This window comes from Paenibacillus sp. LS-5 (assembly GCF_056121505.1).
Window position 1 is genome coordinate 38,866 of the sequence record NZ_JBWAVA010000011.1, and the last position, 15,119, is coordinate 53,984.

11 protein-coding genes and 1 pseudogene are annotated in these 15,119 nt (G+C 36.3%); 6 read left to right on the forward strand and 6 right to left on the reverse strand.

What is annotated here, in order from left to right:
* Positions 1-27: 27 nt before the first annotated feature.
* Positions 28-432 (forward strand): annotated as a pseudogene (locus AC0MA3_RS16645) (glycoside hydrolase family 3 C-terminal domain-containing protein); the annotation flags it as partial.
* Between the two features lie 458 nt (positions 433-890).
* Entirely contained in the window at positions 891-1,430 is a 540-nt protein-coding gene (locus AC0MA3_RS16650; RefSeq protein WP_474656995.1) for a hypothetical protein, read from the forward strand.
* Between the two features lie 169 nt (positions 1,431-1,599).
* Here the strand turns inward: AC0MA3_RS16650 and AC0MA3_RS16655 are convergent, their stop codons facing one another.
* The 3 genes from AC0MA3_RS16655 to AC0MA3_RS16665 all read right to left on the reverse strand — a co-directional run bounded on the left by AC0MA3_RS16655 (position 1,600) and on the right by AC0MA3_RS16665 (position 4,945).
* Complete coding sequence (locus tag AC0MA3_RS16655; protein WP_379157580.1) at positions 1,600-1,995, reverse strand: hypothetical protein; 396 nt, start codon at positions 1,993-1,995, stop codon at positions 1,600-1,602.
* Between the two features lie 144 nt (positions 1,996-2,139).
* Entirely contained in the window at positions 2,140-3,363 is a 1,224-nt protein-coding gene (locus AC0MA3_RS16660) for a glycosyltransferase family 2 protein (protein ID WP_474656996.1), read from the reverse strand.
* Positions 3,364-3,394: 31 nt separating this feature from the next.
* Positions 3,395-4,945 carry a glycosyltransferase gene (locus AC0MA3_RS16665; protein WP_474656997.1) on the reverse strand — a complete coding sequence of 517 codons (1,551 nt, stop codon included), beginning with the start codon at positions 4,943-4,945 and terminating at the stop codon, positions 3,395-3,397.
* An 843-nt stretch (positions 4,946-5,788) separates the two neighbouring features.
* Between AC0MA3_RS16665 and AC0MA3_RS16670 the strand changes: the two genes are divergently transcribed.
* The 4 genes from AC0MA3_RS16670 to AC0MA3_RS16685 all read left to right on the forward strand — a co-directional run bounded on the left by AC0MA3_RS16670 (position 5,789) and on the right by AC0MA3_RS16685 (position 9,926).
* Entirely contained in the window at positions 5,789-6,451 is a 663-nt protein-coding gene (locus tag AC0MA3_RS16670) for a glycosyltransferase domain-containing protein (RefSeq protein ID WP_474656998.1), read from the forward strand.
* A gap of 177 nt (positions 6,452-6,628) precedes the next feature.
* Complete coding sequence (locus tag AC0MA3_RS16675; RefSeq protein WP_474656999.1) at positions 6,629-7,576, forward strand: glycosyltransferase; 948 nt, start codon at positions 6,629-6,631, stop codon at positions 7,574-7,576.
* Positions 7,577-7,588: 12 nt separating this feature from the next.
* Positions 7,589-8,911: a UDP-glucose dehydrogenase family protein gene (locus tag AC0MA3_RS16680; RefSeq protein ID WP_474657000.1), complete on the forward strand. Its 1,323-nt coding sequence runs from the start codon at positions 7,589-7,591 to the stop codon at positions 8,909-8,911.
* A gap of 1 nt (position 8,912) precedes the next feature.
* Positions 8,913-9,926 (forward strand): GDP-mannose 4,6-dehydratase, encoded by a 1,014-nt coding sequence (locus AC0MA3_RS16685; protein WP_474657001.1) that lies wholly within the window; start codon positions 8,913-8,915, stop codon positions 9,924-9,926.
* Positions 9,927-9,949: 23 nt separating this feature from the next.
* Here the strand turns inward: AC0MA3_RS16685 and AC0MA3_RS16690 are convergent, their stop codons facing one another.
* From AC0MA3_RS16690 to AC0MA3_RS16700, 3 genes are all read right to left on the reverse strand, one after another.
* Positions 9,950-12,502 carry a glycosyltransferase gene (locus tag AC0MA3_RS16690; RefSeq protein ID WP_474657002.1) on the reverse strand — a complete coding sequence of 851 codons (2,553 nt, stop codon included), beginning with the start codon at positions 12,500-12,502 and terminating at the stop codon, positions 9,950-9,952.
* 256 nt (positions 12,503-12,758) lie between these two features.
* Positions 12,759-13,502, reverse strand: a complete 744-nt coding sequence (locus AC0MA3_RS16695; protein WP_474657003.1) for a glycosyltransferase domain-containing protein — start codon at positions 13,500-13,502, stop codon at positions 12,759-12,761.
* 58 nt (positions 13,503-13,560) lie between these two features.
* Positions 13,561-14,895, reverse strand: coding sequence for a nucleotide sugar dehydrogenase (locus AC0MA3_RS16700; protein ID WP_474657103.1), 1,335 nt, complete (start codon positions 14,893-14,895; stop codon positions 13,561-13,563).
* Positions 14,896-15,119: the final 224 nt, after the last annotated feature.

A 15,119-nucleotide genomic window follows, 5' to 3' on the forward strand; every position in this document is an offset into this window, starting at 1 on the left:
TGGATCAGATGATCAGGAGGAGAACCATTGAGCACACAAGGTATAGGAGTACCATTGGAAGGGTTTGCTGAGTTTAGCCGTAAGGTGGCTGCAGAAGGTGCGGTGCTCCTTAAGAATGACGGACAGGTATTGCCGCTTGGACAAGGTGACAGCGTTTCAATTTTCGGTAGAACCCAGGTGAATTATTATCTCAGCGGCACGGGTTCAGGCGGGAGTGTCCATGTGGCATATACGACCAATCTGCTGGATGGGCTGCGCAGTAAACAAAACATTAGCGTCAACGAAAAGCTGGCGGCTGTCTATGAAAAGTGGATTGAGGCCAATCCGTTCGACAACGGCGTCGGCGGCTGGGCTGCAGAGCCGTGCCACCAGAAGGAAATGCCTTTGAGCGGTGAATTGGTCTCGCAGGCAAGAAGCCAATCGAACAAGGCCCAGCCGAGGAAAACGTCCATTGAAGTGCAGGCGAAACGGTCCGAGAATCATTTCCTGTGGCTTCAATCCATAGATGATGCCAGTGAGCAAGTGTCCTGATTCATGGATGAGAATGGACAGCATGAGGGCAGAGAAGATAATGACCGCAAAATAGACCGCACAGAACCATAACTGGCTAACCTTTGGAGGAACGATGCGCTTTGGTGCTAGCTCCGGGGATTCGAAAGATATGGCGTTTAAATGGTCAAAGATGTCTCTTGGCGGCCCCGCCGCCAGCTTGCTTCTAAGCTTGCTGGTTCTCATCCTTGACCAGCCATTACATATAGTCAGAGTGGCTATTCTGGATTAGTCTTGCCCTCGGAGCTGCAACCATTGCTCCTCTTAGCAACGGGGCAAGCCACTCTGACGGTAAGCTTTTTATGATCTTGCGCAAGAGATCCGCAAGATCGGAACTTCTGATGGCTAGCGTTATCCTTCAGAAGGATTATCTTTCAGAGCGTCCTCCAGGCAGCTGGAATGCCCGGGTCATCGCTGCAGCCGTCCGGCTGCTGGACAGCTCACCTGAGAGAACGCCAGAGCAATTGGCGGAAGAGTCCGAGCTTCGGCTATTTCTCTATTATCATTTTGCAGACAAACAGGAACTGGATAAAGCTCTGTCATACATCAGGCCTATTGCTGTGTCTGGGCATCTATCCGGTCAAATACCAGCTACCCGTCATATGATTGACAGCTTCTACGCAGGGCATCTTCTCTTGCACTACCCGTTCGATGACACTTCCTATATTGAAGCTGAGAAATTAATCAGGTCAATATCTAAGCAGGAGCCTTACAGCTACCACAAGGCTTGGGCAGTCCTGCTGACCAAGCAGGGCAAGAAAGCCGAAGCTGCACAACATTTGTCTCAATCCAGATTGTTGCTGGATCGCTGGTTCAGTCCATTCGGCACCTACCGGCTTGAACAAAGCGTATTATCACAAATTGAAAATCTGCTGCTATAATCCTCTTCAATGTTTTACGCAGTTTTATGCCAACTTTCTAATGGAATCCAACCATCCCAACTGTACTAAGAACGCCAGACGGGCTGGATTATTTCCTCTATCCTTGGAAACGACAAAAGACACCTCCAAGGGGTGTCTTTTGTGTCTAAAGCTCATCTGGATTTCAGGCTCAGCCGTTGTTACTCATTAACCCCTTCAGTCCATTGAAAAAAGGTCTAATGGTTTTGATCATCCCGTAGCCCATTTTCATCACCGGCATCGCTCTCCGGATCAGGCCCAGAAACCGTAAACCCCCGCTGAGCCCCGACGCCCCTGCACCGGAACCTCCTCCAAAAAGAGATCCCAGCAGCGGCATAAACGCGGAGACTTCTGCCTTTTGCCGGTGGCTGGGCCGTTTTTTACCGGATGTGCGGGTTGTACTGGTATAGGGTCTGGAGAGAATCAGAACGTCCTTTTGAACCCCGGTTATATAGCCTACATACGAACGTCCGTCATGAAGTGTAATGCAGACCGGCTTGCCCTTCAGCGCCTTGGCCCGCTTGCGGATTGTAGTTGGTTGTCCCATGGTATTCACCTCTTCACTCTATTTACTCCTATATTACTCAGTGAATGGTGCGGGGCTTGTGCGAACGGGAAAATTTCTTAGGGATAAGGCGAGGAGGGAGCGCCGTATGCGTTAGACAGGGCTCTCGGAATCAGGGGTAAAAATTCAATGTTTTTCTAGGGTATAATAAACATCTTTAATATGGTCATAATTTGCTGCAATTTGCCGTAAAGTATCATTAGCGTTTAAATCAGCGGCAATTACTGTATCAAAATGCTGACTAATTCGAATCAATTCACTTTTATCTTCGTAAAACATAAAATGAACCGCTTGATGTGGATATATTTTTGTAAGATATTCTTTAAAATGAAAAGGTACAGCCAATTTTAGTAGTATATTATCTTTATACATTCTTTTTGTTTCTTTTATCATCGTTTCAAGGTTGCTATTTTTTTCCGGTTCAGAGCAGAAAAGCAAAATAGCCCTATTGTAATCATACAAACAACTGCTATTAATTAGCGCTAGATCAATTTCTTCCCTTATTCTTGCAAGTTCAATGTTATTTTTTATTTCAGTGTAATGATGTTTAACAATTGTTGGTGTATGTTTTTCCCGCAGAATTCTCCCTGCATTTTTCCTTTTCTCGTTTTTTTCCTCAGTATTATAACTTTTGGATTTATAGTGATAAATATAGCAGTCATCGGCAACCTTTAGTTTAAACCCTGCATTGACTGCCCGAATACAATAATCATCCTCTCCCCCATAGCAAGGAAAGTTTATTTCATCCTGAACACCTATTTTTTCAATGACGGAACGGTTAATCATATAACAAAACCCATTCACTTGATTAACAACTGGAAATACTCTTTTGGATTGTTGTTCTATAAAATAGGCCATTTGTTCAATGGTTAACTCTTTACCGCCTAATTTCTCCAATTCGTTTACCGTGCCTCCATTTCCATTAACATCCTTAGGTACTGACTGGTAGCTGGCCGAATTTGATAAAGGTCCAACAATCCCTGTACTGCTTTCAGATTCCATACAATCCATCAGTTTTTCTAACCAATGAATAGATACGATTGTGTCACTATTTAATAACACACAATATTTTGATGTGAACAATTTCAGTCCTTGATTTGATGCAATTGTGTAATCAGTCTTTGAGTTATTAGTTTTTAATATACAATCATATTTCCTTGCGAAAGAAGCTAAATAGTTTTTTGTTTCTTGTTCACTCCCACTATCCACAATGATTAAATTGAATGGAATGGTTTTTTTTGCTATTAAGGATTCTAAGCACAATTTGACATACTCCAACGCGTTATATACACAGACTACTACATCTATAGTATGTGATCTGTTTAAATTACCACTTTCCAATAATCTCACCTCTACCTCTATTTTTTCTCCCCTTTAAAGGCTAAAAGTTCATTCTATATAAGCGATTTCGCATTTTAATAATTTCTGGACGTCTTTTGGAAAGACTTAATGATTCAACAATAAAAGTTGAATTAGCAGTTGGAATTAGTTCATGCTTAAACCCCTGTGAATGAGTGCGTTTATATATTTCTTGTGTTGCCCCACCATATTCATCAACACGCTCACAGAACATGCCAGCTCTGATTAGATCATTTCGGTAAACACAGGAGAAGTTCTCAACAAATCCTTTTATTATTCCTTTTGTACCAAATAACCATTTTTTAGGCATTAGATTTTTGACAAATTCACTAATAGCATTGGAATGCATACTTATACGCTGATCGCAAAATACTAAAATATCACCACTTGCCTCTATTATCCCTACATTACGAGCTCTAGCTAGCCCGTAATCATTTTCCTTTCGGGATGTGTTTCGATATACAACTGGAAAAGAGACGGAACGTGCAAATTCCTCTATTACTGACTGATTTTCACTATTCGGATTGTCATCACAGATAATTACCTCTTTATTAACATAATCTTGAGCGGCAATAGATTGTAAACAATTAAGTATTGTATGATGATATTCATAAATTGTTACAATTACAGAGACTGGGGTTCCAGGAAAAAGGGACCTGTAAAGCTTTTGATAATTGTATGCTCTGCGTTCGTCTGCTTGTTTTGAGCCAATTTGCCAAGCTCTCTCGCGCATAACTAAGAGCTCTTGCTCGTTGCTCAGAAGATTCTCAATAGCATTCGTCAATGAAGCGACATCATTTAATGGAGACTCTAATAATCGCATACAATTCTTTTTGTTGAGTTCTGGCACATGTCCGACTAAACGGGAAAGAATTGGCACCCCAGAGTTCATGGCCTCTAATATTGAAACAGGTCCAATCTCACTTTCATCCGAGTTACACACGAATAAGGTAGATTGATAATACAATTGTTGAAGTTCTTCCTTACTCATCTCTTGCCGGTAAGTAACGCGTCCAGTTTCTAACACTTTAGTTAAATAGCTTTCATCCGATTTTCGACCAACCAATAAAAGGTTTAGCCCAAGGTTACGGCATGCAACTGCTACTTCAAAGACTCCCTTTTCTTGCTTTATTTCATCGGTAACCATAATCAAATTTTTATTATTCGTCCACTTATCATTAAAAGTCCAGAAATTAGTGTCCACTGTTAAAGAAATAAACACGCTGCCCGGTATTCTTCTTTGCATCGTTTTATTTGAAGAGACTACTTTATCAAACATGCTATATTGAGTGTTATTTAGATAATCAGGAATATGGTTGGTTAATATTTTTTTCTTTTCTGAAAGCCAGGAATACCTGTTTAATAGCAAAAGCGCAATATGAGGATGTTGAAAATCAATAATGTCTGCATCCTTACCGTATTTTTCGAATCGCATAAGTTGAGAAGTACTTGGGGTTGTAGGATGTACATCGAAAACTTGGTAATCATAGCGATCCATATAGGGCAATAAACCATTAGCTAAATAATCTATATCTGAACCGATCTGGTCAATTACGCTAACTATTTTTAGCAAGATTATATCCCATCCTTTCCTCCCGCTATAAAATAATAAATGCTCTGGATCTTTTCGTTCTTAGGATTTGCGCGAGTAGATTTTCCACTCACATCCTCAATTAACTTATGTCTCAAATTTAATCACTGCCACTTCATTTGAAAGAAAAGGCTACTGATTGTATTCCCTCCCACCGGCCACATCAGCGGGTATATCTTAAAAATTTTGATGGGTTACCAACAACTCCATTGTTTTTCGGAACATCACGCAAAACAGCACTATTCATCCCAACATTCGAATTTTTCGATACCGACTTTCGTCTTTGCTATAATAGATTCTTTTTTTCAAAAATTTCGAGGACTTCCTATACCGTTCACAATAAAATGCGATGGAGGAAGATCTTTGGCAGTGGGAAGCGGGCCAAGAATGGTTAACCCTGCAATCCTTTGTCTCAATGATCTGGGTTATCATCAAGAAATCCGACACATTATTACACACTCCTTGAAAGTCTATTAGTTATATTAATGTATGAGACATTACAAATGTGTGTAATCGGAAGTTCCATTCATGTCTATGGAATGTTAAACATCCAATGCATAATATAGTTTTGAAACTTGTAGATGGATTTTTCATGAGTTGATTGTATGGACTAAATTGAAAGGAGTAACATTTGGGGAAACCGATTTCTTCTATTCGAAAACACCTGTCAAGGCTAAATGACCGCTTCGTGGCCTTGACGGGTTTACGGTCCTGGACAACTACTCCGGCTATTTTCGGACAACCCGTCCCATCCTCTTTTGGACATTATGTGGTACGTAGTTATCTTAAGCGATCATCCGCTAATAGACTCGGGGAGGGCATACTATGAAGGTAGTTGTTTATACTTCATTATTTGGTAATCATGATTCCGTTAAAGAACCCTTATGTATAGATAAAAGTGTGGATTATATTCTGTTTACGGATGACCCGAGCATAAAGTCTGAAAATTGGACGATTAAAGTATTGGAAAAACAATTTGAAAGCCCGAGAAAAATGGCTCGTTTAACCAAATTGTTATCTCATAAATTTCTACCAGAACATGACCTAAGCATTTATTTGGATGCAAATTTTAAATTAAAAGCAAAAGATATTTATGAGATGATAGTGGAATGTCTAGAGGGCCAAGATATTGCCTTATACAAGCATCCAAGACGAAACTGCACCTATCAAGAATTAGAACACTGTTTAAAAGTCAACAAAGTAAGCACCGAAATTGCGGACCGTGTAAAAATAAAGTATCTAAATGAAGGATTTCCTCGTGATTATGGATTATTTGAGAGTGGATTTATTATTAGAAAAAACACGGAAAAAATAAACCAATTGAATGAACTTTGGTGGAACGAAATCGCTACTGGAAGCGAACGGGATCAGTGTTCTCTAGTGTTTTGTCTGTGGAAAATGGGGATCACTGCAAATGAAATCAAAATTGGCCAACAAATTCGTATAAATCCCTATATCATTGGGTATAAACATAAAAATAATTCATAAAAACCTCGGACGATGCATTACCATTAGCTGAACGCGTCCACTCGTCCCCCCTATAAGATAAAAACGCCTTCCTGCCTTTTCTTGAATCTATTTTGCAGACCGTTTAGGCATTTTAATTAAGCATAACAAAATATAACGCATATTATGATATGAGACTATTTTGGAAGGGGAGTAAAAGTGGAAGAAAATCCGATTAAGATAACATTTATCCCCAAAAGAAGGCCTTTTATAAAAAATGCCACATCAAGACTTCGGGCTTTATATCTAATAGATCATCTTCAAAAGTTATTTCCCAACAAGTATATAGCTAATCTTGATGATCCGGAGAATGCTGACATTATTGTTGTGAATCAATCCGCTTCACAAGAAAATTTAATAAAAATTCTAGATCAAAAAAAGAAACGAAAGGTTTTTCTCATCTATGATGTGGTAGGACGGCAGTACGATGATGCCAAAGAATCATTTAACCAAGTTGCGCAGCAAGCTGATGTTATTACTGTTGCAAATGAAACTCAAAAAGCGCGGATAGAGGAATTGAAGCTAGGTAAACCTTGTTGCATTTTGAATGATGGTATCGATTATGTTGAACAATTGAACCCTTCCCTTTCACCGTTTAACGGAAAAGTAGTTTGGTTTGGTAATCACCAACTAGGTAATTTAGAATCAGCAATGTGGGCAATTGATTATATATCCGCACAACCTAAATATTCAGTAGGTGTTATAGGCAATAAAGAAATTAAATTAGACAATGTTGAGTTAATAGAATGGAAATATGAAGGATTTATTAATAATCTAAAACGTTATAGTCTATGCTTTTTGTCTCACGATAGTTTGGAAAAACAAAAGAGCAATAACAGATTGCTAGTGACGATTGCAAATGGTATTCCCACAATTGTATCAAATTCTGCTGCTTATTCTGAGTTACTTCGTAAGTTCAAGTTAGATTATGCCATTGTCGAAAATGAAAATGAATTACAAAGGGCTCTTTCCATCCTTAGTGATGAGGAACAAAGACAAAAGTATTTAAGTGAGATACAGCCTTATATTTTAGAGAACTACAATTATAATGCTGTAGCAAAAAAGTTTGATCAGATATTAAATCTCTACTACTTAAAAGGTATATAAGAGGTGTAATAAATGTCCAGAATTGCAGTAGTAGGTACAGGTTATGTTGGTTTAGTGTCGGGAGCAATCCTGTCAGACTTTGGACATAAAGTTACATGTGTTGATATTGATCAAAACAAAATTGCTCGTTTAAAACAAGGTATTATTCCCATATATGAGCCAGAATTAGAAACAATGGTCGAAAAAAATTATTATTATAAACGACTATGTTTTACAACTAATATCCAGGATGCTGTAGAAAAAAATGACATTATCATCATTGCGGTTGGAACACCGCCAGCAGATGACGGAAGTGCTGATCTTCAATATGTTCTTACTGTTGCCGAGAGTATAGCTACTTACATGAATGGATATAAGGTGATTGTCAATAAGTCGACTGTACCCGTAGGAACAGGACAAAAAGTCAAGTCACTGGTGCAAGATGCTCTAAACGAAAGAGGGGTGAACTATACTTTCGACGTAGTTTCAAACCCTGAATTTTTAAGAGAGGGATCTGCAGTTAGAGACTTTACTCATCCCGATAGAGTAGTTATCGGTGCTGAAAATGAAAAAGCCATCAATCTAATGAAAGAAGTATATCGAGTCCTATATATCAATGAAACTCCTTTTGTCATAACGAACATTGAAACGGCAGAAATCATTAAGTACGCATCAAATGCTTTTCTTGCCATGAAAATTACCTTTATTAATGAAGTAGCTAATCTTTGTGAAAAGGTGGGGGCTGACGTTCAAAAAGTAGCTAAAGCAATGGGAAAGGACGGACGTATCTCCCCCAAATTTTTACATGCAGGTCCTGGTTATGGAGGAAGCTGTTTTCCAAAGGATACCAGATCTCTCGTAAAAATTGCCCAAGATAGCGGTGAACCTCTCTCTTTAATAGAAGCTACTATAAAAGCTAATGAAAGACAAAAGCTTAAAATGGTAGATAAGATCGTGGATGCTCTGGGTGAAGTTGAGGGGAAAACTATAGCGGTTCTAGGGATTACTTTTAAACCTAATACAGATGATATGAGGGAAGCACCTTCATTAGTCATCTTACCAAAATTAGTAAAATATGGCATGAAGCTAAAGGTATATGATCCAAAAGGACGTGAAGAAGGTACATGGCGTCTTCGTGATATAAAAGATAACCTGATTTGGTGTGAAGAAACTTACGAGGCTATTACAAATACGGATGCTACTTTGATTCTCACTGAATGGAATGAATTCAGAAACCTGGATTTTGATAAATATGATGAACTAAATAGTGGAAAGTATTTCTTTGATTTTAGAAATATTTACGATAAACAAGAATTAACTGGAAAAGGATTTAAATACTATGGTGTAGGTGTGTAAAATGAATTTAAAACCTGTAGATAGCACAAAGACATACCTTGTTACAGGTGCAGCCGGCTTTATTGGTATGCACCTTTCCAAAAAGTTATTGAGCATGGGTTGCAAAGTAATAGGATATGACAACATGAACGATTATTATGACGTGAACCTTAAACTCAGCCGTTTAAACATATTGAAGAAATTTGATCAGTTCACTTTCCATAAAGCAGATTTAATTGACAGGGACTATCTGGAAAACTTGTTTTTAAAAAACAATATTGATATAGTAATCAACCTGGCGGCACAAGCAGGTGTAAGATATAGCATTGAGAAACCACATGTTTATATACAATCCAATGTTGTGGGATTCTTCAATATTCTCGAGATGTGTAGACACCACAAAGTAAGCCACCTGCTTTATGCTTCCTCAAGTTCTGTGTATGGTTCTAATCAAAAGATACCATTTTCAACAGAAGACATGGTTGATCAACCCGTTAGTTTATATGCAGCTACAAAAAAGTCTAATGAACTAATGGCATATACTTATAGTCACCTTTATAAAATACCTGCAACCGGATTGCGTTTCTTCACAGTTTATGGTCCGTATGGAAGACCCGATATGGCATATTACTCTTTTACAAAGGCTATTATGGAAGATAAAATGATAAAAGTATTCAATAATGGAGACATGTACCGGGATTTTACTTATATTGATGATATTATTGAAGGTGTCACTAGACTTATAGAAAACTCTCCTGCAATATTTAATAAAACCTTACCCTACAAGGTTTATAATATTGGGAATAATAAACCTGAAAGATTAACAGATTTAATTCAAGCGATTGAACATTCAACTGGTAAAAAAGCAATTAAAAAATATTATCCAATGCAAGCTGGGGATGTGTACCAGACCTATGCTGAAATAAAAAATTTATTTGAAGATGTAGGCTTTAAACCAAATACATCAATTGACGACGGTATCAACAAATTTATAACCTGGTATAATCAATATTACAATCAAGTGGACATGAATTAGGGAATTGACTTATGTGTATTCTGTCAATTCCCTTTTTCTTTATTATTTAACATATTATCGAAAAATTGATACTGCGAAAGACTTGCTTTTTCTATCGAATAGTTTTTAGCAGTTTCTATTCCATTTAAGTAAAATTTATTTCTTATACTTTTATTTTCTACTAAGCAACTTATAAAATGAATAACCTCTTCATTATTAGCAGTATCAACTAAAAAACTGTTGTATCCATGTACCGCATATTCATATATTCCGCCTATCTTTGGAAGGATAGTAGAGCAACCAATTGCCATTGCCTCTAATCCTGAACGTCCAAAGGCTTGATAAGTTGATAAATCAATAAAAATATTGGAGTCTTGTAAAAGCTCTGCAACTTGTTCCCTATGGAGTATCCCCTGATTTTTAAAATCAAAATTCAAAGGAACATTTAAAGAGTTCAATTCATTATCAGAGCAACCAAATATAGAAATTTCTATTTTTGAATTATATTTTTCTTTTATCGCTTTCAACACATTGATTGTTTCTTTAGGCGATCTTCGAGGAGTCTTTGGCCTGACCATTGCCACAATATGAACAACATCTTTTTTACTATTATTTACTGTCACTGCAGGTTTAAAAAGCATGGTGTCTAAACTCGGAGCAATTTTATAAACCTCAATTCCATGATTTTCTTTTATTATATTACGGATCCAATTCGTTTTGGCAAAAGCATTATTATTTTGAATTAATGTATAAGATTCTATCGCTTCTTTATACCGATGATGATCTTTATCAAACATCAATGGTTCATAATCTTGTATATAGTAGGAGGGTTTTATATAGGGGTGACATTCTATGATGTTTTTTAACATTTTCACCGTTGTAAATACGGTAGCTACTACGATGTCAAAGTGTTGAGAAAGGCGAATTAATTCATCTTGATTTTTATAATAAACACAAAATCCATCAAAATTTAAGTATTTTTCAGAAAATGGAATCTTATAGTTAAGATTGTTGGCTATTTTTGCATTTACATTCAATGTACGAAGTCCCATTGTTTCCTGTACAACTGAGTGTGATCCCCCATCTCCTCCTTTTGTTGGCAAAATAAATAAAATCGAGATATTATTTCTTTTTAACTTTTCACCGTTTTCTATCGCATTTTCAACTTTTTTCCTCAAAGTGTTTAGTTCCTTATTTTCTTTTAAAACTGTCATACAATCTCTTATTTTTTTACTGGAATACTTTCTGCAAATTAGCTTATCTGCTTGTTTTTTTAACAATTTTTTTTGGTCACTCGTGTAACTACTAGATTTATAATGATACACGTAACAATCGTCGGCTACTTTTAGTTTGAAGCCAGCATTTTTTGCTCGGATACAATAATCATTTTCTTCGCCATATCCTTCCGAAAAAGTCTCCTGATCAAAATAACCAATTTTATCTATAACCTCTCTTTTAACCATTAAACAAAATCCATTTAAAAGTGGAACTTCTGGATAACATTTATCTGACTGGTTTTCCACTAAATTTGACATCTGTTCCAAGTTCATTTTTTCTGGGAGTGAATTTTTTGCCCAATCATTTTGTTCAAACAATTTTGGTACGGATTGCCAAGAAGCTGCATTGGAAAGAGGACCTGCTATACCTACAGCTTCCTCAGATTCTATACATGCAATTAGCTTTTCTAACCAGCGAAGTGTAACGATTGTATCACTATTAAGTAACACACAATATTTAGAAGATGATGCCAGCAACCCTATATTAGCGGCAATTGTATAACCTTGTGCATAATCATTTCTAATAAGCTTACAATTATAGACTTCAGCATATGCCCTTAAGAATCTACTTGTTTCCTTGTTACTGCCATCATCAACTATAATAATATTAAAGGTTAATGTTCTCTTAGCAATTAATGACTCGAGACATACTTTTACTTCCTCTAAAGCATTATGCACACAAATGATTACATCAATTTCTTCAGTATTAGTTTCATTACGTTCATCATTACTTATTAGATTTTGCTTATTCAGTCTGTCTTCTTCTAAAATAAAACATATTAAGCCCGGTTTTTTTTCAGTGATTCCATTATTCATATTCTCGTAAATTTGTCTCCTTGTTCTTGCGTAACTCCAAATTCTAACATTAGTAATTTCACCAATAAAAAAACCGTAATTACTCAGACCCCCGATTATCCCTGAGGCAAAAACATTTGTTTTCAGGCTTTTCAAACCCATTTTTTTAATCTCACCATTAATAAAAAGATATGGGGTTTTATCACGATAAACAATTGCAATGTGAGTCCAGTCAGTAATACTTGTTTCATATACTAAAGTAGCTGGCAGATGATTTGCTGTATGTTCAAAAACTGAAACACCATTCGTCCCTACTGACACTCCTGTTCCAGCATACTCATGATCGCCCCCATAACCAGCTGCAATAACATACCTTTGATCTGAAATACCTGAAGCACCTATAACTGACTCTTTACTAATTTTATGAGCTGCTTCAGGCTTAACCCAGAATTCATATGTGAAGTTATTCTTTACTTCCTTAAATATGGATTGAATTGTTAATAAATCGCTACCACCGAACCTCATTTTAATATCACCCTTTTTCTTTGAACATTAGCATTGTATCGAGCTGTAAATGTTCACGGAATACCATATCGGAGGTGTTAACTCGTCCCATCAAAAGGAAAATACTGTTCGCCACCAAATGTATCCGCTTACCAGAGCTAAGTAACAGTCACTTTCGCATAGAGAGCCCCCTCCCCGGGTGGCCCTCACTTATTACCTCAATGGCTCTATCCACCAAAATATTCTTTCTTCGTGACTTTTATACTTCTTATTAACATTAGATCAAAGATTTTTTTTGATTTGTCTGATGATCGTGAATTCTCCATTTGAAGTATTTATTATCCCTAATATAATCATCGAGAATAGAAAAAGGGGTATTATACTTCCAAGCGATATAATTAAAGCTCATCTGATCTCTTTTACTGAAGTTTTCAACTTCATTCCACCAAGCGTCCATTGTTTCTATAATTTTTGGATCCTTGTGTCTCCTTAAGATTACTCCAGTAGAAATAAGGCCATTATTTTCGGGATATCTCTCTTTTTCATATCTTTCAGCTTGGGCAAGAATGACATTTTTATCATCTTTGTTTCTCCGTATGCAAGCTTCTGCTTCTTGGTATATACAGTTTCTTCCATCAGAGTGCCTAAAAAAGACAAGTGAAGATTCCTTCAAATAACTTTGCAGCAACTCGTATAGATCTCCAACGATAGTAATATTTGCATCTACCCATACACTGTAGGTATAGTCTTGAAAAAACAAGTGAGGTAGTATTTTTACATATCTTGCCTTTCTTGTCGAATCAAGATTATTATGTGGTAGTGGTATTACTTTCCAAAAGTTTGACTTTATATCCGGATTGTCAGTAAAGCATACATAATCAAATTTATCGGATTTATACCGGGGTTCGTAAAGATTGTCATAATTAGCTGTGATAGCAGTATAAACGACAACTTTGTTTTTATTAATTTGACCGACTGAAGTACCTACATCAGATTGATATATTATTTTGTTTTGCTCCATTAGTAAATACCTCCAGTGTAAAAGTTCTGAGCCAGGTACCTGTTATGCTGAATGGAGCTCAGCAACCTGGAGGAGAATCTCCGATCCTTACAATGTTAGGTGTATCTATATTTTTAAAGGCATTTCTTGTATCTATAATTAAGTTAGAATTTTTCGAAATCTCTTGGTAGTTATAAACATTATGGTTTGTTAATAAGATAATACAGTCAAAATTACGAAGATTAGGATGATCCAATTCAATTGAATGTACAATATTTCCTTCATTATCTGTAAACTGGGTTGCATAAGGATCATTGTATTCAACTAAAGCGCCCATTTCTTTTAATGTATGATAGATAGAAAGACTAGGAGATTCCCGTAAATCATCAATATTCGGCTTATACGCCATGCCTAGTAATAATATTTTAGAGTTTCTGACAGATCTATTAACATTATTAAGTGCTGTTTCAACCTTATTTAACACATACTCCGGCATATAATGATTTATTTCATGTGCTAATTCAATGAAACGGCTATAAAAGTTTAATTCTCTTGCTTTCCACGATAAGTACATAGGGTCAAGAGGAATGCAGTGTCCTCCAACACCAGGGCCAGGAGAAAATGGCATAAAACCAAAGGGTTTTGTACTCGCTGCTTTAATTACTTCCCATATATTTATTTCTAATTTTTCGCATAACATCGCCATTTCATTAATAAATGCAATATTCACACTACGAAATGTATTTTCTAAAAGCTTACTCATTTCGGCTATCTTAGGGGAAGAAACAGTCACAAGTGATTGAATGGCATCCTTATATAACAAGGTTGCTATTTCAGTACATAATTGTGTTTTTCCTCCAATTACTTTCGGTATGTTTTTTGTATTATATTTTCCATTACCAGGATCTACTCTCTCTGGGGAAAAACAAAGAAAGTAATCCTCACCAGCTTTATATCCTTTTTTTGTAAATTCATATTCGATCAATTCCTCTGTTGTACCCGGATAAGTAGTGCTTTCTAAAATAATGAGTAATTCTTTATGCATATATTGTTTTATTTCTTCAACTACTGATTTTATATACGACATATCCGGGATGTAATCTTTTGTTAAAGGAGTAGGAACACAAATGTTAATAGAATCTAAAGATGAAATTACTGAAAAATCATTTGTAGGAATGAATTTTTTACTGTTTATCACTTCGTGTAAATCTTCTTTATTTACTCCTGTAATATAGAAATCCTTGTTCTTTAATCTACTGATTTTTTCTACATTAATATCAATTCCATAAACTTGGTAACCTTTTTTTGATAATTCAATTGCTAAAGGCATCCCTACATAGCCAAGTCCAATTACGCCAACTTTAGCCTTTAGTGAAATTAATTTTTCTTTTAAATTAGAATATGGTGAGTTCATCTCCAATTCTAAGACCTTCCTTCTTTCTGCATTTTTTACTTATAATTACATTATATTTCAGTAAAAATGGATTGAATGGACTTCGTGATATAACCCTTGTCAATCAATATCGCCCCCCTAGTGCTGTATACTTTCATACTATGTATTGATAATCAAAACGTAATAGGATATAAGACTAAATTTAGCGTGTGAATTAGTCTCATCTAATTCGCATGTTGTTTTTA